The organism is Idiomarina loihiensis (assembly GCF_024584785.1).
GTDB classification, from domain to species: Bacteria; Pseudomonadota; Gammaproteobacteria; order Enterobacterales; family Alteromonadaceae; genus Pseudidiomarina; species Pseudidiomarina fusca.
On sequence record NZ_CP074112.1, the window covers coordinates 2,752,367 to 2,776,666 of the forward strand.

Here is a 24,300-nt window from a genome sequence, read left to right on the forward strand (position 1 = left end):
AGTTCCGCATATAACTGTTAACAACGGCTAGTAAAATTAAGGAGACGTATGGCAGCACATGGAAAGCCCATGATTGTGATAGGTATTGGCGCCTCGGCCGGTGGATTAGAAGCCGTGAGTGCGCTCATTCATGATTTGGACGCTAAACTGCCTGCGTGTTATGTGGTGTTGCAGCACTTATCGCCAACCCACAAAAGCATGATGCCCGAAATTTTGGCACGTGGAACCAATCTTTCTGTGATGTCCTTGCAGCGCTCAACCAAGCCCCGTAGTGGCACCATCTATGTGGTGCCACCTAATAGTAATGCTATCTACCAAGACGGTCGCATCGAGCTGACGCCGGTTAAACCTGAAATCTCTCCCAAACCCTCGGTGAATATGTTTTTTAAAACCCTTGCTGAAGAAATGGGAGACCGTGCCATTGGGGTGGTGCTGTCGGGGACAGGTAGCGATGGTACCTTAGGCCTTCGAGCGATTCAGGCTGAAGGCGGGGTGACCATTGTGCAAGACCCTGCTACGGCCAAATATGCGGGTATGCCACAGTCGGCGATTGACGCGGGCTGTGCTGATTTTGTCTTAACGCCAGCAGCGATAGCCGCACAAATGCCAGAGTTTATTCGCATGCATTTGAGCGATGACAATAGTATTTCGGAGCAGGTTCTAGAGCGGGTTGTCGAGCTTTTAAAAGAACGCAAACAACTCGACTTTAGTGGTTATAAGACGGGTACTATGGCGCGCCGCATTCAACGTCGAATTGTAGCGACGGGTGCGGGGCGGGTTAAAGATTACTTACACTTACTGCAAGAGCATGCCACCGAATTAGATGAATTAGCGCGGGATATTCTGATTTCGGTGACCTCATTTTTTCGCGATAAAGAGGCTTTTGAAAGCTTCAATGGCTTGTTAAAACAGCATTTGCAGCAGCATCAACAACAAGAATTGCGGATTTGGATAGCTGGCTGTGCCACAGGTGAAGAGGCATATAGTGTGGCTATGCTAGCCGCCGAGGCGCTGCAGCATCTTGACCAGCCACCCGGGGTGGTCATTTTTGCCACGGATCTCGATGAAGAAGCCCTGCGTATTGCCCGCCGTGGCGTGTATCCAACTGGAGCTCTAGCCGATATTCCACCACGTTTGCTGGAGCGTTACTTCAAGCCCTACAACGATCAGTTTGAGGTCAGTAAAAAGCTGCGTGATATGGTGGTGTTCGCTAAACACAATTTAGTATCGGATCCGCCTTTTATGCGGGTCGATTTTATTACCTGTCGCAATGTGCTGATCTATTTCTCGCCACAACTACAACGCAAGGTATTACAACGCTTTCATTTTGCTTTAGCTAACGACGGTGTGTTGTTTTTGGGGCGTTCTGAAAGTATCAGTCACGCTGAAGAATTCTTCAGTGTCAGCCATCGCCGCGATCGGCTCTACAGCAAATCGCCCGAGGTGACGGTTACGCCCGAGCTCACCCAAGCTCCTACCAGCGCCAAACCAAACTCCAGTAATCTGATGAAGGTTGATGCTGAGCAGTTGTTACACCATCTGCATCATTGGTTGCGCAATGTCCCCGCCGCCGCAGTGGTGTGCCAAGCCGATGGCATGGTGCTGCGGGCATTGGGGCGGGTCGACCGATTTTTTAAGCAGGGGCCTGCGGCTGAGCGCTTAACCGATTTGCCACTAGCCGCAGTAGAATTGCAGCAGCCGTTATCAGATGTGGGCTTGAACGCGATTGCTAAGGCGTTGCAGGGGCTGGCGCTGAAAGACATTATTCATCCCCGCTTTAGAACTGAACTTGGTAATTTGCTTAGTAACTACGATTGGACTGCCGAGCGTATGTTGGGGCAGACTCACCATGTGGCGGGAGAGCACTGGCAATTGATGGTGATGCCGCTAGCGCACGCTCAAACCAAGTTATTTATGGTCACTGTGTTGCCAGCCTTTATGCCCAATGCGCGTGAGCAAGCCCAAGAGTTAACCCGTAACTCAGCCGCAACCCAGCAGCTGTTGCAAGACGAATTGTTTGCGACCCGTGAGCATCTTCAAGCCATGGTAGAAGAGCTGGCTTCTTCTAATGAAGAAATGCAAAGCTTAAACGAAGAAATGCAAGCTTCTAACGAAGAGATGCAGGCCACCAACGAAGAGCTCGAGGCCGCCAACGAAGAGTTGCAAGCTACCAATGAAGAGCTGATTAGTCTTAACCAAGAACTGAACGTAAAAACAGCTGAGCTGATTGCTCTAAACGATGAATATGCTCATGTTTATGATGCTTTGGAATTTCCACTGTTGGTGTTTGATACCGATGGCAAACTACTGCGTTATAACGCTGCAGCACAGCGCCGACTAGCTTTGCGTGGAAATATGATAGGCCGTGATTTTGCTAAGCTAAAGCTGCCTCATTTTATTCAGAACGACGCCATTAAGTTGTTTGAGCAAGCCTACTCTGAGGGTGATACGGCCCAGCATGTGGTGCGAGGCCAGCAAGAGGTGGTACAAGTGACAGTCACGCCAGGGCTTAATCGACGTGGTGACGTGTATGCGGTGCTAGTGACCTTGATTGATGTCACCGAAATCACTCGCACTCAGGAGCAGTTACAGGCATCGCAACATCAGTTAGCGCAGATCATGGAAAATACCACCATGATATTGGCGTTGAAATCCCTTAACGGCGAGTACTCACTGATTAACCCAAGCTTTGAAAGCATGTTTAACCTAACCGCAGACGACGTATTAGGACGAACAGACTTTGATTTGTTTCCTCACGATTTTGCCGCCTCTATGCTTGAGTGTGATTTGCGTACGGTGCGCTCGTTGAAGTCGGTTACTCATGAACATCACTTAAACAATCAGCAAGGTCAGCAGGTGTATCGCACCGTGCATCAAGCGTTGTTGAACGAGCAGGGCAAAGCCTATGCCATTTTAATCGAGGCTGAGGATATTACGCTGCGCAAGAAAGCGGAGCAGCAATTACAAATCGCCGCACGAGTTTACGAACAAGCGGGCGAAGCGATTGTAGTGATGGATCAACAGGGGCTGATTCAGACCGTTAACTCTGCGTTTGAGCATTTAACTCAATTAGTTGAAGCTGATGCGCTAGAGAGTTGTTTTTGGAACTTGGTGTATTGCGAACGTGATGCCGAAAAGGCAGTACAAAGGATAACCACGGAACTCAGCCAAACCGGCTTTTGGCAAGGTGAAGTCTCATTAATGCAGCAGGGTGATGAGGCAGCTAGCAGTGTTGCGGTGTGGTTAACCATCAATAGAATCCAGTCACCAGAATTAGACAGATCTGCTTACGTTGCAGTGTTTGCTGATATTTCTAACTTAAAAGAGTCGCAGCGCAAAGCTGAGTATTTAGCCACCCACGATAGTCTGACCGCCTTACCTAATCGAACCTTGTTACAAGACCGCTTGGGTCATGCTATTGATGTGGCCAAGCGAGATAAATCAGCAGTGGCGTTATTGTTCATCGATCTGGATAACTTCAAGAACCTCAACGATACGCTCGGCCATGATGCCGGTGATGAGTTATTAATTCAGGCTGCAGAGCGCTTAAAGGCAGTTGTGCGAGAAGTGGATACAGTCGCTCGTTTAGGCGGTGACGAATTTACCATTGTGCTAGGTGATGCCACTTTGGGTGCGGCCGAACGCGTAGCGCGGCAAGCCTTGGAGGTATTAAGCCAGCCGTTTGTGATTCAACGGCATCGCCATTACATGAGCGGCAGTATTGGCATCGCTCTCTATCCGGATGATGGCGTGGATACCACCACCTTGATCAAGGCAGCCGATACTGCGATGTACCGTGCCAAGGATAACGGTCGAAATCGCTACGAATTGTATAAAGAAGAGTTGCAATCCCAGCTGTTACGCCACGCCGATGTTGAGAACAAATTACGCGAAGCCTTACGTCGTGGTGATTTGTATCTGGCCTATCAGCCTAAATTTAAAGTGGCTGAGCCTAATCTTATTGTCGGCGCTGAAGCTTTATTGCGCTGGCATCATGACGAGTTAGGACAAGTTAGCCCAGCTGATTTTATTGCCGTAGCGGAACAAAGTAATTTAATTGTCGATGTGGATTTTTATGTAGCCAGCGAGCTGATTCGACAACTAGCCAAATGGCAGCAGCAAGGTATTGATTATCCGGCGATGGCCTTAAATGTGTCGCCCAAGAGCTTTCAGCATGAGGGTTATGTTGACCTGATTTTACGTTTGTTGGAGCAATATAAAGTGCACTCGCTGATGATTCAGATTGAGTTAACCGAGCGTACTTTGGTATCGCAACGGAATTCTGAGTTAGGCAATATTGAACGCTTACGCAATGCGGGTATTCAGCTCAGTATTGATGATTTTGGCACGGGTTATTCGTCGATGAGTTATTTGAAGCGGCTGCCCCTCGCCGAGTTGAAAATCGATAAGAGCTTTGTGGATGGGTTAGCGCAAGAAGCCAACGATGAAGCTATTGCTAAGGCTATTTTAGCGATGGCCCAGGCCTTAGATATTCGTACCGTAGCTGAAGGTGTTGAAACTAAAGAGCAATTAGATTGGTTAGCGACTTATGGTTGTGACTATGCTCAAGGCTATTTATTGGCAAAGCCAATGAGTGCGGATGACTTTGTGAAGCTATTGAAAGGAAGCAAATAAGTGGTAACTAGCGGTGGATTTATTCAAGCCTGTGAGCAAGAACAACTGCACTTGAGTGGCGCCATTCAAAGTTATGGTGCCTTGCTGATTGCGAACAAAAAGACTATTCAGATCACTCATTTATCAACCAATATTAGCGATTTTATTAGTGGTTTTGATGAGCATTCGGTGGGCCATTTGGTACCAGAAATTTTAGAAGGGCTGATCCAAAATTTTAACGGCACAACGCAGTTTTATGAGAATGAGCTACAGGGGATTAACAGCCGTTTAGACGTTATTTTGAATGCAGTTGATGAGCAACATATGGCCATCGAATTGGTCCCTAGTTTGCCGCACGTGCGCTTGCAGTCAGCAATCAAAGTGTTGCCACCTAGTATAGATAGTGATGCTGTGCTCAATTCAGTTCGCCAGCAGTTGGTTGATTATATCGCCGAACTGACTGGTTTTGAGCGGGTGATGTATTACGAGTTTCTACCTTCGGGCGATGGTGAAGTCATTGCCGAGTGTTGCCAACGTGAGGGCATGGGGAGTTACCTCGGCTTAAGGTTTCCGGCCAGTGATATCCCGCAGATTGCTCGGAATTTGTATTTGAAAACACCGTGGCGGGCAATTTACGACGCCAGTGCGCCAACCGCTGCCGTGATGGGGCATTTCACCCCAGACCTTACTCACAGCCATTTGCGCAGTGTCTCGCCGATTCATATTCAATACATGCGCAATATGGGCGTCATGAGCTCCGTGAGCTGGTCCATTATTGGGCGTAACGAGCTATCTGCATTACTTTCTATTCATGATGCTGAAGCTAAGGCAATACCTTTACCTGTGATGCAACATTTATGGGAAGTGATCGCCCAATTTAATCTTATGTTGCGCGAGTTTGCTGCGCGTAAACGCGTGAATCTACATGCCCGCATGCAAGAGCAGTTGAATAAACTCCAAGTGCGAATCAATAGTGCGGAGAGCTTCAGCGATGTTTGGCCGCAGCTAAGTGCGTGGTTAATGAATGAGTTTAAGCTACAAGGGGTGCTGTTGGTGCATGCTAACGAGCAATTCACAGCAGGTACTCTTAAACTAGAACCTCATGCTTTCAAACAGGTGCAAGCGAAGCTTTTAAACAGTAAAGAAATGCTGTGGCAAACGGATAACTTGCTCGGTGCGTTGCCAGCTATTGAATTAAGCGAAGTGGCTGGCGTTGCCGCGCTTAATGCGTTACCACAGAGCCAGCAGGGGTTTCAATTATACCTGTTGCGGGGTTGTGAAACCTATCAGATTTCGTGGGGTGGGCGGCCTGATAAGCCGCACGAGCAACAAGGTGAGCTGGCTATTTCACCTCGCCGATCCTTTGAGAAGTGGATAGAAACAGGGTTATCTTTCAGTATGCCTTGGAGTGAGGATACTCGACTAAAGCTGATGAAAGTGCGGTTACTGCTACAATTACTCAAATAATTTATGGATGTCTAAACGTCTATATTGATAAAGGTCCAAAACCGCGTTAAAGTAGCCCGCAATGGGTGTTTACCTGATCGCAGTTGAAGGACCTTTGTATGTTATCCACACCATGGCCTGTCGCCATAACTCACCAGTGTCAGTTACCAAACGGGGTACTCTACGTTAACGAATACGGTGCTAGCACGGCGCCTGCGCTGCTTATTTTGGGCGGGATTTCCGCTACCCGTGATGCTATTACCGCAGCGGGTGATGGTTGGTGGCAAGGGTTAGCTGCAGCCATTGAGAGCCATCGCTGGCGTGTTTTTACCTTGGATTATGGTGGTGGCAATGGTGACTCTAGCATAGCCGAGGCACCGACCTCGATTGCGGCGCAAGCAGAACTTTGTGCCAGTGCTTTGCAACAACTTGGAGTCACTGAACTAGCGGCAATTGTGGGTGGCTCTTACGGCGGTCTAGTTGGGCTGGAAATTCATCGCCAAGCTCTATTGCCGGTACCACACTTGGCCATCATAGGTGCGGCTCATCGCCCTACCGCACAGGCCGTGATGTTAAGACATATTCAGCGTGAATTGGTCCGCCTAGGAAATGTCGCTGGCGTGCCAGCACGCGGAGCACAGCTCGCTCGAGCCTTAGCGATGCTCAGCTATCGTAGTGCTGATGCCATGGACCAGTTTTACCCGGATCCGCAAGCAGCGGTGGCTTATATCGAAAGCCGTGGACTGCGTACGGTAACCCGCTCGTTGCCTCGTACGCAGCAATTGTTTGAAGTTTTTGGGCCGGCGTTAGATAACTATCGAATTGATCCTGCCAGTATCACTGCAGCTACTTTATTGCTGGGTTTTGACAGTGATCAGCTGGTACCACCGGCGGTATTGCATGAATTTGCTGAGCAATTGCCCGACTGTCAGGGATGTTGGATCACGCCTTCAAGTTATGGCCACGATGGCTTTATCAAAGATACCGAGCGCTACGCTGAGTTACTGCGGCAGTTTTTACAGCAAGCCCTAGCGGAGGCATCATGCTAGCCATTATTGTTGTTGGCTGTGGCAATATTGGTCAAACTTGGCTGCAGCAGTTTGCTCCACATCTGCCAGCAGTTGCCTACGTGAGCGCAGTGGCGAATACCCAAGGCTTGCGTTTATCGCAGCCGTTAGCGCTAGTTGCTCACAGCGATATTTCTCAGGGGCAGTATCAGCACCCTTATCAGGGTCATCCAGCGGACCAAGTGCGGGCGCATATCTTGCAGTTGCAGCAGCAAGAGCAGCAGGTTGTAGTGTTAGATCTAACCGCAAGTAAAGCTATCAGTAGGGCCTATCCTGCTTGGATTGCGGCTGGTGCTCATCTTATTAGCGCCAACAAATACGCCGGCTCAAGTCACCCTGATTATTATCGAGAAGTGATCAAGCAGCTTCAGCGCTATCAGCGCCATTGGCTTTACAACACTACAGTGGGCGCCGGTTTACCCATTCAAAAAGCAATTAATGAACGCTTGGCTTGCCATGATGAGCTAAAAGCGATGGAAGGTAATTTTTCAGGTTCGCTAAGTTGGGTGTTTCAGCAGTACCGGCCTGGCGATAAGCTCAGCGATTGGCTTCAGCAAGCCGCCACGCAAGGCCTCACCGAACCTGACCCGCGCTTAGATCTGTCGGGGATGGATGTGGCGCGCAAACTACTCATCTTAGCGCGTGAAGCCGGCTGGCAACTGAAATTAGCGGATATCGAGGTGCATAATCTGGTACCACCGCCGCTGCGACAACTGTCATTAAAGGAATTTTGGCAGCAGCGCCATATACTCGATGATACCTTCGAACGCTGGCGGCTTGAGCATTACCCAGAGGCCACACAATTCTGCTACTTAGGTAGCGTGGCTTTGAACGAGCAAGGGCAGGTACAAGCAGCGGCTTCGTTGCAGCCTATTGCGGCTACGTCAAGCTATGCGCAGTTACCCCCAGGCAATGCAAACTTTATGATTCGGAGTCGTCAGTATTGGCATAATCCGTTAATTATTCAGGGCCCCGGAGCCGGTGCCGAAGTAACCGCCGCTGGCGTGCATAGCGATATTTTAGAATTGCTAAAGCGCTTATAAAAAAGACTTGCGTGTTGGTAAAATCCAATTATTATGGACGTCTAAACATCTAGAAATTTAAATGTCTATAATTGAGGTTTGCCATGACGACGACTCAGCATCCAGCTACCCTTGCTTTGCATCACGGCTTTTCTGCCGACCCAACCACCAAAGCGGTGGCCGTGCCCCTGTATCAAACCGCCGCTTTTGCTTTTGATGATGCACAGCACGGTGCCGATTTATTTGATTTAGCCGTACCCGGCAATATTTATACGCGCATTATGAATCCGACGACGGATGTGTTGGAGCAGCGCTTGGCTGCACTTGAAGACGGTGTCGCTAGCTTAGCGGTGGCTTCAGGGATGGCGGCTATTCACTATGCCTTAATTACGTTAGCTAAGCAGGGGGATAATATTGTGACCACCCCGCAAGTGTATGGTGGAACCTATACCTTGTTTGCGCATCAATTGCCGGCGTTGGGTATTGAAGTGCGCTTTGCAGCAAGTGATCAAGCTGCTGACGTCGCGGCGTTAGTGGATGCTAATACTAAGGCCATTTACTGTGAAAGTATTGGTAACCCTGCCGGCAATATCGCAGATATTCCAGCGTTAGCGGCGGTGGCTAATGAGCATGGCATTCCGTTGGTGGTTGATAATACGGTGGCCACACCAATCCTGTGTAAACCTATTGAGTTAGGTGCGCATATTGTGGTGCACTCACTCACCAAATACATCGGCGGTCATGGCACTACTATTGCTGGCGCTATTGTTGATGGAGGCACCTTTGATTGGTTGGCGGCAGCGCCAAAGTTTCCGCAGTTCAGTCAGCCAGAACCTGCTTATCATGGGGTGGTGTACACCGAGGCGTTTGGTCCGGCTGCATTTATCGCACGGGTACGGACCGTAGCTCTGCGTAACACAGGTGCAGCTTTGTCACCCTTTAATGCGTTTTTGATTCTACAAGGATTAGAAACGTTAGAGCTGCGCATGCAGCGTCATTGTGACAATGCGGCAAAAGTGGTGGCGTTTTTACAACAACATCCACAGGTGGCTTGGGTCAATTATGCCGGCAGCTCAGAGCATCCGCATTACCCACTAGCGCAACGCCTCATTCAAGGTGGCTTACCAGCAAGTCTGCTAACGTTTGGCGTGGCCGGCGGGTATGCCGCAGGAGTACGTTTTTACGATAGCCTGAAATTGTTCAAGCGCTTGGTCAACATCGGTGATACTAAGTCACTTGCTTGTCATCCCGCATCAACGACCCATCGCCAGTTAAGCGTTGAAGAGCAAGCCAAGGTTGGGGTTAAGCCCGAAGCGATTCGTCTGTGTGTAGGGATTGAGCATATCGATGACATTTTGGCGGATTTAGAGCAGGCTCTGGCGCAATAGCGTTGCCGTTAACTTTATTAGTGGTATTATCCAGAGCCTTACTTATTGAATAATCGATTGAATCAGGGGCTCTGGATGTTGCGTAAATTCACCGTGGCGAGTGCTGTATTTATCTTAATGGGAACCTTGTTATCGGGGTGTTCTAGCTACGTAGAATATCAATTACTGCAACGCGCAGAGCCTATTGGTATGCCCACTACTATGCCTGAAGTGATTGCCGAAGCGGGCATGGAATCGCGGCAGTTCTGCATGCCACACTTAGGCGGCTGCACGGGCTATCTGTATGCACCACCTAAGACTGAGACCAACAAAAGCTCTTGGGACTTTACCATGGCTTTTACCGATCGAACCGTGAACTATCAGCTAGAGCTAGACCGTGAGCAAATACCAGAAGCTCGTCGCGGTACTATGATCTTGCTGCATGGTTTTGGTGGCAGCAAAGAAACCATGTACCTATTGGCAGACTACTATCGTTTTCTCGGCTTTCACGTAGTGATACCTGATCTGCAAGGGCATGGTGCCTCATCGCATGACGAGCCAGGGTTTGGCGTGCTAGACGCCGACATCATTGATACCCTGATTAACTCGCTGCCAGCACGAGAACGCCCACACCCGCTCTATTTGACTGGTTTTTCTATGGGGGCAGTGGCTGCCGCACATGTGGCAAGCCGCCGTGATGATATTAGCGGTATGCTGTTGTTTGCACCTATGCGTGATTTTGCTGAAGCTGCCTGGCAAGTAAGCCAGAAAACCCATGCACGCAGCAGTAAAATAGTCACTGAAGAAGCCATCAAAGAAGGCGTTCACAGTGCGCTAGCGCATAAACAGTTGCAGCCTGAACAGTTAGATCTGCTACAGCTGTTGCCAGCGATAAAGGTACCTACCTTGATTCTGGCCAGTGAGCACGACAAGGTTGCGCCTTATTCTTATTTTGCGCCTTTGCAGTCAGATTCGATTCAGGTGACCGAAGTAGCTGAGCGCAATCATTTTGTGATGATGATGATGGACCAACCCTTACACCAGCAACTGTACCCTTGGTTGCAGCAGCATTAAGCAAGTAACTAGGACAGCGGCCAATCGGCCGCATCGACATGATCTAGCTGGTGGTCAAACTGGTCGCCTTGCCAACGTTTGATGAACTCTTGCTGCGGGTCGTACTGGGCGGTTTGCTTGGCTAAATCGAACCAGCGATGGCCACGAGGGTCCGCGCCAACTCCGGCTAGATATTGCCAATTACCCCAATTGGCAGCCACCTCATAATCCACCAGTTGTTGTTCAAAATAAGCAGCCCCGTAGCGCCAGTCCAATCCGAGCTCGTGTACGAGACAACTAGCCACCAACTGGCGTCCGCGATTGGACATGTAACCGGTTGCATTAAGCTGCTTCATGCAAGCGTTCACAATCGGAAAAGGGGTGTTGCCCTGGCACCATTTTTGAAATCTACCGGCGTAAAAACTGGTGCGCGATGGCCGTTGGCTGATCCCGGCAAAAGCAAACAAGCGCTGCTGATAATGGCGTGCATACCAGTAAAAATACTCGCGCCACAGCAGCTCAAATAAGATCCAATAAGTATTATCGTTGGCACCTTGCTGAGCTTCATGAAGCCGCAACTGGGCTAATATTTGACGTGGTGAGAGCGAGCCGTTGGCTAACCAAGGTGAAAATTTGGTGGAATGGCTAAACTCATCTAAGCTATTGCGAGTTTGCTTGTAAGTTTGCGCATGAGCAGCGGCAAAGTAAGCTTGAAGATGTGTCAGGCCAGCTTCGCAACCGCCTTCAAATAAAGCCGTATCCGCCGGCGTGGTTGGCAGCTGCAAGTCCGTATAGGGCGCTAAACTAGCAGCTAGTTTAGCCAGCTGTGCTGGTGGCGGTGGTAAGCTTGCTGGCGCCGCCAAGGGCGTAGCAATAGCATCAATGAGGCGGTTACCAGCCGCGCCTTGTTCAAGTGCCTTTCTAAATTTAGAAAAACTGCTAGGAAAGGGCTGCAGCAAAGACGCTAGCTGAGCTTGTTCAAACAGCGAGTGAGTATGCTCTTGTACATAATCCAAAAACGGATAGCGCTGGCGCACAATATCCCAATATTGCTGCTCGTAATAGCCCGCCTGCTCACTACGGTACAGCACATCAACCCCACATTGACTAATCAGGCGGGCGATGGTTTCTAGCGGTGGACGATAACTTACCAACAGTTGCTGGCCCAGAGGTGCTAACTGTTGGTGTAGCTGTCGTAAACTCTGCTGTAAAAACTGCCAACGATGCTGGCCCATACTGCGTAAGCCATAACGATTTGGACTAAACCACTTAGGGTTAACGCAGTAGACGCATATCAGCTGGTCTGTTTCAGTTGCAGCTAGGCGCAGCAACGAATGATCTTGCACTCGTAAATCGTGCTCAAACCACATTAATCCCACTCGATGCTTTGCCATGCTTTACTTCACTCTTTAGACGAAGGTTTATGCTGGGTATTAGTCTAAAGTTTGCAGCGCTGCTTTATTAAATGCTGCCACTTCGTCAGCTCTGCCGGTGCGCATTTTGACCAACCACTGAGAGTCTTGCAGTAAAGCCCGGCCGACCGCAATCAGATCAAATTCTTGGTTGCCCATGCGTCTTACCAGCTCGTCAATACCAGACTTTTCTACCGCCGGCTTATCAGAGGCAAAGGTGCCGCTGATGAAATCTTCAGTGAGGCCGACGCTACCCACCGAAATGGTAGGCTTACCGCTCAGTTTTTGCGTCCAGCCAGCCAGGTTTAGATCGGATCCAGCGAATTCCGGCTCCCAAAAACGGCGGGTTGATGCGTGAAAAATATCCACGCCAGCTGCTACTAAAAGATCCAATAATTGTTTTAATTGCTCTGGCGACTCCGCTAATTTTGCCTCATAGGCTTGTTGCTTCCATTGCGAGAACCGAAACACAATAGCAAAATCTTCGCCAACGGCAGCCCGTACCGCTTGTACGACTTCGACGGCGAAGCGAGCGCGATTCGCTAGCGAACCACCGTATTCGTCATCACGAATGTTGGTGCCTTCCCATAAAAATTGGTCAATCAAATAGCCATGCGCACCATGAATTTCAACCCCGTCAAAACCCACTGCTTTGGCATTGCGAGCGGCTTCAGCAAAGGCTTCGATGGCAGCTTTAATATCGCTTTTAGTCATAGCTACGCCGCTAGGTTTGCTTGGCGCAAATAACCCAGAAGGGCTGTAAGCCGGAGCCGCACCTTCGTGCTCAGGTTTACGAACCGCACCCACATGCCATAATTGCGGAATGATTTGGCCACCAGCCGCATGCACCGCATCTACCACTTGTTTCCAGCCTGCTAGCGCGGCATCGCCGAACAACTGCGGCACATTAGGGAAGCCACTGGCACCAGCATGATTGATTTCGACACCTTCGGTGATGATCAAGCCAATTTCGCCTGCTGCGCGACGCTGATAATAGTCTGCGATGGCTTGGTTGGGGATATTGTTCGGTGCGAAACTACGGGTCATGGGAGCCATTGCAACGCGGTTACGTAAGGTTAAGCTTTTACAACTGAAGGGTTGCAATAACGGGGATAAATCTAAAGACATGGTAACTCCTGTTAAGACAGACAACGCAGCACATCACAGTGCTGCGTCTAAATGAGCAAATACTTGTGTGAGAACTAGAAAATGTAGATAAAACCTACGCCTAGCTCAGCTTCGTAGTCGTTGCGAGTGATTGGGCTGTCTTTGATGTCACCAACATAGTGTTCGTACAGCCCCTCAACAAAGACTAACCAGTTTTCGTTGATATAAGTACGATAATTGTAGTGTAAGCCGATTGAGCGCATACCGCTACTGTAGGATGCTTGAGCTAACCCAGAAGCAGCCGCTTGTGCGGCGTTGATACCAAAATCTTGGTTGGCGCGATCGCTATCTTGGTACACGGCTACTAGCGACAACTCATTTCCGGTACCGTCTCGCTGATCACCAAAGCGAGTACCTACGCCAAAAATACCTAGGTTACCATCTTCGCTGGCAATCACACGGCCGTCTAACCAGTAACGCCAATCGGCATCAAAGGCGCGGCGTGCTTGTAGCACAAATTCAGCGCCTTCATCAGAATCGCCTAGGCCATTGAGGTAGCCTTTGTCAGAATCAGCTTCTTCACGACCTTCATCAAAACCAATGGTTGCTTCAAATAGCCAAGTGTCAGCACGTAAGCCGCGCCAACCGATGGCTTCACCCGCAAAGTAGAAAATATCATTTCCACGGCGCCATTGCACGGCCCCTGCTGGGTCCACTTCTAAACCAAATTCATCTGAGCCCTCGTATGCTGACTCGTATTCAACTCCAGCACCTAAGCCAATGGCCCAGCCATCTTGACCTTTGGTGAAATCATCTAAGGATGGCAAAGGTACTAATGCTGCTTGGCTATCTTGTGCCAGTGCAGTCGAATTGACACCTGCTAACAACGCTAAGGGCAATAAGATTGCTGAAAGCTTTTTCATGGAGCCTCTCCTAAACAGGTTTAATTGCCCATAAGTACGTATAGCTGTTGGTAGCAGATCTGTCATGCCAATAAAAAGTGAGTTAGGAGATGGCTGCAACGAAGCAAACTTGAGGCTCGGCCAATTGGTGGTAATATCCTTATCAGTCATTCTCCCTAGTCATTAGCATAATAATAAGATACCTATCATGACGCAGATCACACAATCATCACGGTTACGGGCGCTAGGCCCAGGAGTTATCTTGGCCGCCGCCGCAGTTGGGGCTTCGCATTTAGTTGCTTCAACCCAGGCGGGGGCTTTGTTTGGTTGGCAGCTGTGGTGGGTGATTTTGCTGGTTAATGTACTTAAATATCCGTTTTTCCGTTTTGCTGTGTCTTATACCTTGCAACACAACGAAAGCCTGATCAGCGGCTATTATCGGCAAGGGCCATGGTATTTATGGGCCTTTACGCTGCTTAATGTTATCGCGGCGGTGGTGAATACCGCTGGGGTGTTGTTACTTACTGCGACCTTGTTGCAGTTATTTATTCCAAGTTTATCGGTGCCGGTTTTGTGTTGGTTGATTCTAGTCAACAGTTGGCTGATTTTATTGGGTAGCCAGTACCGAGCGCTGGATCGCATCGCCAAATGGATCATGGCGATTTTGAGTCTTGCTACGCTGGTTGCGGTCATGATTGCCTTGGTGAATGCCACTCCGCCCCCTGCGGACTTTGTGGCGCCATCACCCTGGAGCCTGGCGGCGATCGCTTTTTTAGTAGCCATGATGGGTTGGATGCCGGTCCCTATTGAGCTGTCGGCGATTAATTCATTATGGCTGCGCAGCAAACAAAAACTGACTCAGGTAACCCTCAAGCACGGCTTATTTGATTTTAACCTGGGCTATTGGGTGACGGCTTTGCTGGCGCTTTTGTTCCTAGCGTTGGGAGCCTTAGTGCAATATGGCACTGCTCAACCTATTGCCATGGCCGGCAGCCAATTCGCTGCTCAGTTTGTTAGCTTGTACGGGGCAACGATTGGCAAGTGGTCGGAATACTTGGTAGGAGCTATTGCCTTCCTGTGTATGTTTGGTACCACCCTAGCGGTTCTCGATGGCTATGCCCGTACCCTGCGTGAGAGTTTTCGTATCATGGTGCCAGCCTCGCCGAGCAACAAAGAGACCACCGTTGGCGAATCACTCACCGTTTGGATTGTAGGCCAATCCATAGCTGGGATGTTGGTGATTCTTTACTTTAAAAGTGCGCTCGGCCCGATGCTAACCTTTGCCATGACGTTGGCATTTCTAACCACGCCATTTTTTGCTTGGCTCAACTTTAAGTTAGCGCAACGCAAACCTTTATCCTTGGCAATGCGACTTTATGCTTGGCTGGGGTTATTGTATTTGATTGGTTTTGCGCTGGCCTATGTGTATTACTTGGTCGCCCTGTAAAGCTCATGGTGGTCTTGAAAAACAGTCCGTTGAGCTCAGTTCGCTTGAGTTGTGTGGCCTGAACGAATAACTATAACCTGAGCTGCTTGTCATCAAGCGGCATTGGACGAACAACAAAGGTGCTTATCTATGAAAACATTATCAACGCTGGCCCTTGCCGTTAGCGTGGCTTTATCTTTCTCTGCGCAGGCGCAAACTGAGCAGGGCTGGGATGTAAGCAATCCGCAAGGTGAATTTAAAGACATCCAGATCAAGACCACCGAAGGTACTTGGATGAACGTTGATATGAGCCCTGATGGCAAGTATATCCTGTTCGATATGCTTGGTGATATTTACCGAATTCCAGCAACTGGCGGTGATGCAGAGCTATTAATAGGCGGTATTGCTTGGCATATGCAGCCGGTGTATTCGCCAGATGGCAACTACATTGCTTTTACGTCTGATGCCGATGGTGGTGACAACATTTGGGTGATGAATGCTGATGGTAGCAATCCTCGACAAGTCACCGATGAAACCTTTCGCTTGCTCAACAGCCCGGCCTGGAGCCCTGATGGGGAGTTTATTGTGGCGCGTAAGCACTTTACCGCAAGCCGCTCGCTCGGTGCCGGCGAAGTTTGGATGTACCACCGCTCTGGTGGTTCGGGCGTGATGCTAACTGAGCGCCCGAACGATCAAAAAGATCTCGGTGAACCAGCATTTTCGCCGGATGGCCGATATATTTATTTCTCCCAAGATGATACGCCCGGTAAAACTTTCCACTACAGCAAAGACTCGTTGGAAGGCATTTATAAAATTAAACGTTATGACCGTGAAACGGGCGCTATTGAAGTGATTCTGGGCGGTGCTGGTGGGGCTATTCGACCTACGCCATCGCCAGATGGTAACTACTTGGCTTACATTAAGCGCGAAGACTTTAATAGCGTGTTGTATTTGTATGACTTACGCTCAGGCGAACAGACTCGTTTGTACAGTCAGTTGGATCGGGACATGCAAGAAACTTGGGCCATTCATGGGGTTTATCCCACCATGGATTGGAGCCCAGACGGTAACAAAATAGTCTTCTGGGCGGACGGCAAAATCATGCAGCTTGATGTTGCCAGCCGTAGCACTCGAGTTGTTCCTTTTAGTGTTGAAACCACCAAGAAAGTCCAGAATGCCCTGCGCTTTGAACAAAACATCGACCAGGATCAGTTCCGGGTAAAAATGCTACGGATGGTGCAAGTGGCCCCTAATGCCAAGCAGGTTGTGTACGAAGCTTTAGGTAAACTCTATGTGCGCAACCTACCCAATGGCGAGCCGAAGCGACTCACGGATCGCGAGGGTGCGTGGGAGCTGTATCCAAGCTACTCGCGTGACGGTAGTAAACTGGTTTATGCCACTTGGGATGACCAGCAACAGGGGCAGTTGATTGTCCGTGACTTACGCTCAGGCAAGGAAGCTGTGTTACCTACGGGTACCGGTAAATTTGTCGAACCCGTGTTTAGCCCAGATGGGCAAGCTGTGGTGTATCGCAAGTTACGCGGTGGCTATATCACACCAGACACCTATGGCTTAAATCCTGGGGTGTATCATGTATCTTTGAACGACGCTCAAGCGCAGCCGCAGTTGGTGAGTAAAAATGGCAGTTCACCGCAATTTGGCGCTCGTAGCGATCGCTTGTATCTAATGGCTTATAGTGGCAGCCCAGCGCTTATCAGTGTGGACTTAACCACCAAAGAGCAACGCACGCTCTACACCGCCGAGCATGCTACTGAATTTAGAGTGTCACCTGATGGTCAGCATTTAGCCTTTGCTGAACGCTTTAAGGTTTTTGTGACGCCGTTTGTGGAGCGTGGCGCGGCGATTAAAATTGGCCCCAACGATAAACAGTTCCCGGTCGAGCAGTTATCGGTACGAGCGGGCGAGAATATTTCTTGGGCTGGTGATGGTGGGGCGCTTTACTGGTCGTTAGGGCCAGAGCTTTACCATGCCTCGGTTGCTGGCTTGTTTGGCATCGATGATGTCAGCGGGTTCGAGCAAGTCGCTAACGGTTTAGACATTAGCTTTGTTGCCGATGCTGCCATTCATGACGACACCGTCGCTTTTGTCGGTGGGCAAGTGATCACCATGGCCGGTGATAAAGTGATTGAGAATGGCACCGTTGTTGTCACTGGCAATAAAATTGTCGCGGTGGGGCCTAGTGCTGATGTGCAAGTGCCAGCGGGTGCCACTATCATAGATACAAAGGGCAAAACGGTCATGCCTGGGCTATTTGATGGACACGCACACGGGCCGCAAGGCGACAACGAGATCATTCCCGAACAAAACTGGAAAACTTATGCCACGTTGGCATTTGGGGTGACTTCAATTCATGACCCTTCTAATGATACCAGTGAGATTTTTGCGGCGAGCGAGTTACAGAAAGCGGGCTTGATTGCGGCGCCACGAACCTTCTCAACCGGGACGATTTTGTACGGAGCCAATGGCCCTGGGTACACGGCTCACGTGGACAACTTGGATGATGCTAAGTTTCATCTTGAGCGCTTGAAAAAAGTCGGGGCGTTTTCAGTAAAAAGCTACAACCAGCCCCGTCGAAATCAGCGTCAACAGATTATTCAAGCAGGCCGCGAACTAGAGATGATGGTGGTGCCAGAAGGTGGCTCCTTATTGCAGCATAACCTGAGCATGATTGCCGATGGGCATACCACCGTTGAGCATTCTATTCCGATTGCTAAAGTCTATGATGATATCAAACAGTTCTGGAGCCAAACCGAAGTGAACTATACGCCTACCTTAGGGGTGGCGTACGGTGGTATTTGGGGTGAGAACTATTGGTATGCAGAAACCGACGTTTGGCGTCATCCCAAGTTGGCTAAGTTTGTGCCGCAGCCGGCTCTGGTCAGCTCGGTGCGACGCGAAAAAGCCCCGCATAATCACTACAATCACTTTAATAACGCTGATGTAGCTAAGCAGCTACAAGATTTGGGCGTGGATGTGGTTGCTGGCGCCCATGGTCAGCGCGAAGGTCTAGCGCAACATTGGGAAATTTGGATGATGGCACAAGGCGGTATGACGCCTTTGCAGGCGTTAGCTACCGCCACCATTAATCCGGCCAAAGAGTTTGGCATGGCCAACTACCTAGGTTCGCTAGAGCAGGGCAAATTGGCGGACATCATCGTCATTGATGGCGACCCGTTACAGGATATTAGGGTGACGGATCGCGTGACTCATACCATGGTGAATGGCCGCTTGTACGATGCCGAAACCATGCATCAGTTGGTTCCTAAAGCAGCGCCGCGGAAGGCCTTCTTCTGGGAATAACCGGTAATCGAAAATAAGCAAAAAACCCCGCTTTACCTGACCGGTGTAGCGGGGTTTTTTTATAGCTATCATTCTGGCTCGAGATCAGGCTCGAGATCAGGCAAGGGAGCGCCGATACATGCGCATAGAGTGGCGATGAGTTTGTGCTCTACTGCGGAGACTTTGGCATCAGCATGAATGGTTTCGTACCAACGTTGTACTAAGGTTTGCTTAGCCTGCGGTGACCAACTCTTGCAGGTATTAAGAGCCCGTTCAAGTTGCGTAAAATCGATGGCTTGCTGCTGCTCTGCTGCGGTTAAGGCAGCTACCGTAATATCAAAAGCTTGGTCATTCGCAAGGGTATGCTTGAATTTGCTAGCAGGTAATAAGTGCCGCGCAAGTAACTGATACAGACACCAATGAAATAAATCACCGCCGTTGGCAACGCGCTGGGCCAAGTGCTCTAAATCTTTCACAATATCCAGTTGGCTACTGGTTGAGGCGAGCTGCAGCGCCGGAATCGCAAGTTCAACCAAGGCTAATTGCTGCGCAGCGCTAAGCTCAGCTAGTGGGCTGACTGTGCCAATCACGTTAGCCTCTAGCAACCCCCGAATAAGTTGCGGCGCTTGCTGTGGGCTGCGGGCTTGCTCCAATAACAACGCCGGTAGGGCTAGCTTGGCTAACTGCTCCAGCGCATTAGGGCGCTGTTGCTGCTGTCGTGCCTGTTGGGTTTGGCTAAAGTGTTGTTGTGGGCTCGGATACTTACCGTTCCAGTGGGGAGTAAGGCGTTTGATGCGTTGCGCTAGCGGTGGATGCGTTGCCATCAAAGTAAACCAAGAGCTGAGTGCTTGGCCGAAAAATAAGTGAGAGGCCTCGTCGGCGTTGCTATGGTGCACGCGACTGCCATGCTGGCGCGCGCCAATTTGCTGTAGGGCGCCGGCAAGCGCTTCGGGATTGCGGGTAAATTGCACCGCTGCAGCATCGGCTAAATATTCACGCTGGCGACTCACGGCAGCTTTAATCAACTGCCCGAAGAATACCCCAATGCTGCCTACTACCAGCAGCGCCACGCCCACTAAAGGTAGTGCATTTTTATTGTTGCGCCGCGAACTAAAGCGCGACGAACGCAGCAGCATGTAACCCAAATGGGTTAACGAAAGAATACCGGCTAGGGCGGCAATTAAGCGAATATTGAGCCGCATATCACCATTAAGGATATGGCTGAACTCGTGGGCGACCACTGCTTGCAACTGTTCGCGTGAAAAGGTTTCAACGGCACCACGAGTAAGGCCGATGGCAGCATCTTTGGTTTCGTAGCCAGCGGCAAAGGCATTAATACCGGCTTCGTTGGGGAGTAGATAGACTGCTGGTACCGGTAAGTTGGCGGCGATAGCCATTTCTTCAACCACATTAAGAACACGTCGTTCTAGTGGGTCGCTGCTATCAGGTGCGAGTTGGATGCCACCTAAGCTTTCAGCCACCACATGCCCGCCAGGACGAAGCTGCAGCCATTTCACTAGGCAGACCAACAAAATACCTCCAGCAACAACGGCCATAGTAATTATCAGCGGTTGCCAAAAAATCTGGGTGGGGGCGGTGTCACTGACGATCACAGCGCCAGAAAAAACCGCAACGGCGGCTGTTACTATGCCAATGATTGAGATAAAGGCGAGAAAAAATAACAGCACCAGCAGGCTGGTATTGCGCTTGGCCTGCTGTTGCTGAGCAAAGAAATTCACCATGGTAGCTTACCTAATTTATCCGCAACTAACATTAAAAGGACACTTTAGGTGCAGCTTGAATCTCGTTACTATCGGCAAATTCAAGTAAGCTGGCATCGTCACGATGACCAAAAAAGCCGGCAAAGACCACCGGTGGAAAGGATTGTTTGTAGGTGTTGTAGGACATCACGGCATCGTTGAATGCCTGCCGTGCAAAGGCAACCCGATTTTCGGTGCTGGTGAGTTCTTCAGACACTTGCATCATGTTTTGGTTAGCTTTTAAATCAGGGTAAGCCTCCATCACCACATTTAACCGGCCCAAAGCACTCCCTAGGGCGCCTTCGGCTCCACCTAATTGTTGCATGGCTTGATTGTTGGTGAGGTCTTGTTTGGCTTGTGGTAATGCAGCTAAAGCCTGGTTTCTTGCCTGAATCACGGCTTCGAGTGTATCGGCTTCGTGCTTCATGTAGGCCTTAGCTGTTTCCACTAAGTTGGGGATGAGATCGTAACGGCGTTTAAGCTGCACTTCGATCTGCGCAAAGGCATTTTTAAATTGATTACGCAAGCGCACCAAGTTGTTATAGATGCTAACCGCCCAAACGAGTAACAACACTGCAATGATAATAATAATCCAGCCAGTCATGGGTCATCTCCTGCGCCACCTAAGGTGGCAATCATAGTTTTTAGAATGAGGTACAGCATCAGGTATCGCACGTTTTAATGCAACATGCTATGCTTTGCCGTTATTCGCAAGCCATTCAATGTAAGCATTCATGACAACAAATAGCATAGCTACCGGCAATTTATTTATCTTAGCTGCTCCTAGTGGAGCCGGGAAATCTAGTTTAATTCGTGCGCTACTAGAGCGCCATAGCCACGATAGTATGCAGGTTTCTGTGTCTTGCACAACGCGAGCTCCACGCCCGGGTGAAGTAGACGGTGAACACTATCATTTTCTTTCTGAGGCTGAGTTTAAAGAAAAAATTGCTAACGATGAATTTTATGAATGGGCCCATGTGTTTGGTAATTATTACGGCACTTCACGCGTTTACATTGAACAGACGTTAGCGGAAGGCATTGATGTCTTTCTTGATATCGATTGGCAAGGAGCACGGCAAGTGCGAGAGGCGCATCCCCATGCGCAATCTATTTTTATCATCCCGCCTAGCTTAGAGATCTTAGAGCAACGCTTGCGTGGCCGCGGTCAAGATAGCGATGAAGTTATTCGTGGGCGGATGGCAAAAGCGCAAGCAGAGCTATCTCATTACCATGAATTTGACTACCTACTGGTGAATGATAAATTTGCGCAAACGTTGGCTCAATTAGAGCATATTGTGTTTGCGCAGCGCCTTAAGGTAGGATTACAGCAAGTGCGGCATGCCGCAAAACTTAAAGATCTCTTGGCGAATGGCGGGTAAATCCGTATAATTCCTGACCCGTTTTGCACATAGTTGGAGTAATCATGGCTCGCGTAACCGTAGAAGAAGCAGTTGACCGCATTGGCAACCGATTTGATTTAGTGCTAGTAGCAGCACGTCGTGCTCGTCAATTGGCGACTCAAGGTAAAGATTCATTGGTACCTTGGAAGAACAACGAAAAGGCAACCGTGATCGCGTTGCGTGAAATTGAGTCTGGTAAAATTGATGCAGGTCGCCTAGATGCTGCCGAGCGCACTGAAGCCGCGCAAATGGAAGCTGATGAATTGGCAGCCGTTGACGCAGTTCGTGGGCTTGAGTAAATCGGGTGTATTTGTTTGAAGGCCTCAGGCAACAACTGACTGAGTACTTACCACCAGAGCAGGTGGAGCGCACTGCTGCGGCTTATCGATTAGCCGCAGAAGCGCACAAGCCACAAAAACGTAGTAGTGGCGAACCTTACATTACCCATCCAGTAGCTGTGGCTAGCTTATTAGCCGACATGCGCTTGGATCACGAAACCATCATGGCAGCGCTGTTGCATGATGTGATTGAAGACACGCCTTTTACCCAAGAAGATTTGGCTGAACAGTTTGGTAGCACCGTTGCCGAGCTGGTTGAAGGCGTGTCTAAACTAGATAAATTGCAGTTTAATTCAAAAGAAGAGCTGCAAACGGAAAACTATCGCAAGATGATTATGGCGATGGTGCATGATATTCGAGTGATTCTGATTAAATTAGCAGACCGCACTCATAACATGCGTACTATCGGTCATTTACGTCCTGATAAACGGCGTCGTATTGCCCGTGAAACCCTCGAAATTTATGCGCCCTTGGCGCATCGCTTAGGTATTCATGACATCAAAAATGAATTAGAGCTGCTTGGTTTTCATGCGCTGTATCCGTGGCGAGCGCGCTTGCTTGAGTCTCAGGTGAAAATGGCTCGCGGTAATCGCCGCGAGCTGGTGGAACGGGTTCAGCAAGAAATCGAAAAACGCTTACACGATGTGGGTATCAAAGCGCGAGTATTGGGCCGCGAAAAGCATTTGTACAGTATCTACCAAAAGATGCTGCACAAAGAATTGCGCTTTGAACAGGTCATGGACATTTATGCATTTCGCGTGATTGTCGATGAGGTTGATACCTGCTATCGCGTGTTAGGTGCCCTGCACAATCTCTACAAGCCCATTGAAACCCGCTTTAAAGATTACATTGCAATCCCGAAATCAAACGGCTATCAATCCTTGCACACCTCGCTGAAGGGGCCTTATGGCATTCCGGTCGAAGTCCAAATTCGTACCGAAGAAATGAACTTGATGGCAGACCGCGGTGTGGCGGCGCATTGGTTATATAAAACCGAAGATAGTAGTGGCACCACGGCACAGGTTCGAGCACGGCGCTGGATGCAGAGCTTACTTGAGTTGCAGCAAAGTACTGGGAATGCGTTTGAGTTTATCGAAAACGTTAAATCTGAGCTGTTTCCAGAAGAAATTTATGTGTTTACTCCCGAGGGGCGCATCATTGAGTTGCCACAAGGGGCAACGCCGGTAGACTTTGCTTACGCAGTGCACACGGATATAGGTAACACTTGTATTGGTGCCAAAGTGAATCACAAAGTGCACTCGCTTTCTAAGCCGTTAGAAACAGGGCAAACCGTCGAAATCAAAACAGCACCAGGCTCACGCCCTAATATTGCTTGGTTGAACTTTGTGGTCACTGGCAAGGCGCGGGCCAAAATCCGTCAGTATTTGAAGGGGCAAGAGTTCCGTGAAGCGGAAAATCTTGGCGAACGTCTGTTACGTGCCGCCTTAGGCCCAGTCAACTTTGATGAAATAAGTGACGCTGAATTTACCCGTGTGCTACACGAAGTGAAGTTAGAGTCTAAAGAGCAACTGCTGCGCGAAATCGGTTTAGGCAATATGATGTCGATTGCGATTGCCAAGCGTCTATTGGGTGAATTAGCACAGCTCAAAGATGATGGTAGTGCCAGCCCAGTACGCAGTACGCTAGCTATTCGCGGTGCTGAAGGCTTGTTGATGAGCTTTGCGAAGTGTTGTCGGCCGATACCGGGTGATGAGATTATTGCCCACGTCAGCCCAGGTAAAGGCTTGGTAGTACATCGGCGGGAATGTAAAAACGTGCGCGGCTTTGAAGATGAGCCTGGGCGCTACTTCCCCGTGCAGTGGGAGGCCAACCCGGACGGTGAATTTATTACTGAAGTGCGGGTAGAAGTGATTAATCATCAAGGGGTTTTAGCTAAACTGACGACAGCTATTGCTGCTGCTGGTTGTAATATTCATGGCCTGAAAACCGAAGAGCTCGATGCCAATATTTACTATATTGATGTCGCTCTTACCGTACGAGATCGAACTCAACTAGCCAACGTGTTGCGGCATATCCGAAAGATGCCCGATGTGCAACGCGTGTGGCGACTGCGCAAATAACCCCC

At 49.6% G+C, this 24,300-nt stretch carries 16 protein-coding genes; 11 read left to right on the forward strand and 5 right to left on the reverse strand.

The annotated features are described in order from the left end of the window. Positions 1-48 precede the first annotated feature (48 nt). From KGF88_RS13215 to KGF88_RS13240, 6 genes are all read left to right on the forward strand, one after another. Positions 49-4,635 carry an EAL domain-containing protein gene (locus KGF88_RS13215; protein WP_153826922.1) on the forward strand — a complete coding sequence of 1,529 codons (4,587 nt, stop codon included), beginning with the start codon at positions 49-51 and terminating at the stop codon, positions 4,633-4,635. Further along, the gene (locus KGF88_RS13220) at positions 4,636-6,081 is read left to right on the forward strand and encodes a GAF domain-containing protein (RefSeq protein WP_153826921.1); all 1,446 of its coding nucleotides are present in this window, start codon (positions 4,636-4,638) and stop codon (positions 6,079-6,081) included. It abuts the gene before it with no gap. Positions 6,082-6,179: 98 nt separating this feature from the next. Further along, positions 6,180-7,109, forward strand: coding sequence for an alpha/beta fold hydrolase (locus KGF88_RS13225; RefSeq protein ID WP_153826920.1), 930 nt, complete (start codon positions 6,180-6,182; stop codon positions 7,107-7,109). After that, positions 7,103-8,170 carry a hypothetical protein gene (locus KGF88_RS13230; RefSeq protein ID WP_153826919.1) on the forward strand — a complete coding sequence of 356 codons (1,068 nt, stop codon included), beginning with the start codon at positions 7,103-7,105 and terminating at the stop codon, positions 8,168-8,170. Before KGF88_RS13225 ends, KGF88_RS13230 begins: the two co-directional genes overlap by 7 nt. An 83-nt stretch (positions 8,171-8,253) precedes the next feature. Then, positions 8,254-9,537, forward strand: a complete 1,284-nt coding sequence (locus tag KGF88_RS13235; RefSeq protein ID WP_153826918.1) for an O-acetylhomoserine aminocarboxypropyltransferase/cysteine synthase family protein — start codon at positions 8,254-8,256, stop codon at positions 9,535-9,537. Positions 9,538-9,612: 75 nt separating this feature from the next. Continuing rightward, positions 9,613-10,590 carry an alpha/beta fold hydrolase gene (locus KGF88_RS13240; protein ID WP_153826917.1) on the forward strand — a complete coding sequence of 326 codons (978 nt, stop codon included), beginning with the start codon at positions 9,613-9,615 and terminating at the stop codon, positions 10,588-10,590. An 8-nt stretch (positions 10,591-10,598) separates the two neighbouring features. Here the strand turns inward: KGF88_RS13240 and KGF88_RS13245 are convergent, their stop codons facing one another. The 3 genes from KGF88_RS13245 to KGF88_RS13255 form a co-directional block, all read right to left on the reverse strand. Further along, positions 10,599-11,963, reverse strand: coding sequence for a DASH family cryptochrome (locus KGF88_RS13245; RefSeq protein WP_153826916.1), 1,365 nt, complete (start codon positions 11,961-11,963; stop codon positions 10,599-10,601). 39 nt (positions 11,964-12,002) lie between these two features. Continuing rightward, the gene (locus KGF88_RS13250) at positions 12,003-13,109 is read right to left on the reverse strand and encodes an NADH:flavin oxidoreductase (RefSeq protein ID WP_153826915.1); all 1,107 of its coding nucleotides are present in this window, start codon (positions 13,107-13,109) and stop codon (positions 12,003-12,005) included. A gap of 74 nt (positions 13,110-13,183) precedes the next feature. Then, positions 13,184-14,011 (reverse strand): MipA/OmpV family protein, encoded by an 828-nt coding sequence (locus KGF88_RS13255; RefSeq protein ID WP_153826914.1) that lies wholly within the window; start codon positions 14,009-14,011, stop codon positions 13,184-13,186. Between the two features lie 187 nt (positions 14,012-14,198). On the opposite strand from KGF88_RS13255, the gene KGF88_RS13260 reads away from it, so the two are divergent. Both KGF88_RS13260 and KGF88_RS13265 read left to right on the forward strand, forming a co-directional pair. After that, positions 14,199-15,437: an NRAMP family divalent metal transporter gene (locus KGF88_RS13260; RefSeq protein WP_153826913.1), complete on the forward strand. Its 1,239-nt coding sequence runs from the start codon at positions 14,199-14,201 to the stop codon at positions 15,435-15,437. 129 nt (positions 15,438-15,566) lie between these two features. Continuing rightward, on the forward strand, positions 15,567-18,737 hold the full coding sequence (locus tag KGF88_RS13265) for an amidohydrolase family protein (RefSeq protein ID WP_153826912.1): 3,171 nt from the start codon (positions 15,567-15,569) through the stop codon (positions 18,735-18,737). 68 nt (positions 18,738-18,805) lie between these two features. Here the strand turns inward: KGF88_RS13265 and KGF88_RS13270 are convergent, their stop codons facing one another. Together KGF88_RS13270 and KGF88_RS13275 are read right to left on the reverse strand one after the other, a co-directional pair. Next, positions 18,806-20,458 carry a M48 family metallopeptidase gene (locus tag KGF88_RS13270; protein WP_153826911.1) on the reverse strand — a complete coding sequence of 551 codons (1,653 nt, stop codon included), beginning with the start codon at positions 20,456-20,458 and terminating at the stop codon, positions 18,806-18,808. Positions 20,459-20,489: 31 nt separating this feature from the next. Beyond that, positions 20,490-21,080, reverse strand: a complete 591-nt coding sequence (locus KGF88_RS13275; RefSeq protein ID WP_110075536.1) for a LemA family protein — start codon at positions 21,078-21,080, stop codon at positions 20,490-20,492. A 130-nt stretch (positions 21,081-21,210) separates the two neighbouring features. Here KGF88_RS13275 and gmk point away from each other — a divergent pair, with 130 nt between their 5' ends. Genes gmk through spoT form a run of 3 tightly spaced genes read left to right on the forward strand, consistent with a single transcriptional unit; the run spans position 21,211 to position 24,295 of the window. After that, complete coding sequence (gene gmk, locus KGF88_RS13280) at positions 21,211-21,855, forward strand: guanylate kinase (RefSeq protein WP_110075535.1); 645 nt, start codon at positions 21,211-21,213, stop codon at positions 21,853-21,855. 44 nt (positions 21,856-21,899) lie between these two features. Continuing rightward, a complete protein-coding gene (gene rpoZ / locus KGF88_RS13285) occupies positions 21,900-22,175 on the forward strand; it encodes a DNA-directed RNA polymerase subunit omega (protein ID WP_110075534.1) in 276 nt (91 codons plus the stop codon). A gap of 5 nt (positions 22,176-22,180) precedes the next feature. After that, a complete protein-coding gene (gene spoT, locus KGF88_RS13290) occupies positions 22,181-24,295 on the forward strand; it encodes a bifunctional GTP diphosphokinase/guanosine-3',5'-bis pyrophosphate 3'-pyrophosphohydrolase (protein WP_162014570.1) in 2,115 nt (704 codons plus the stop codon). Positions 24,296-24,300 lie beyond the last annotated feature (5 nt).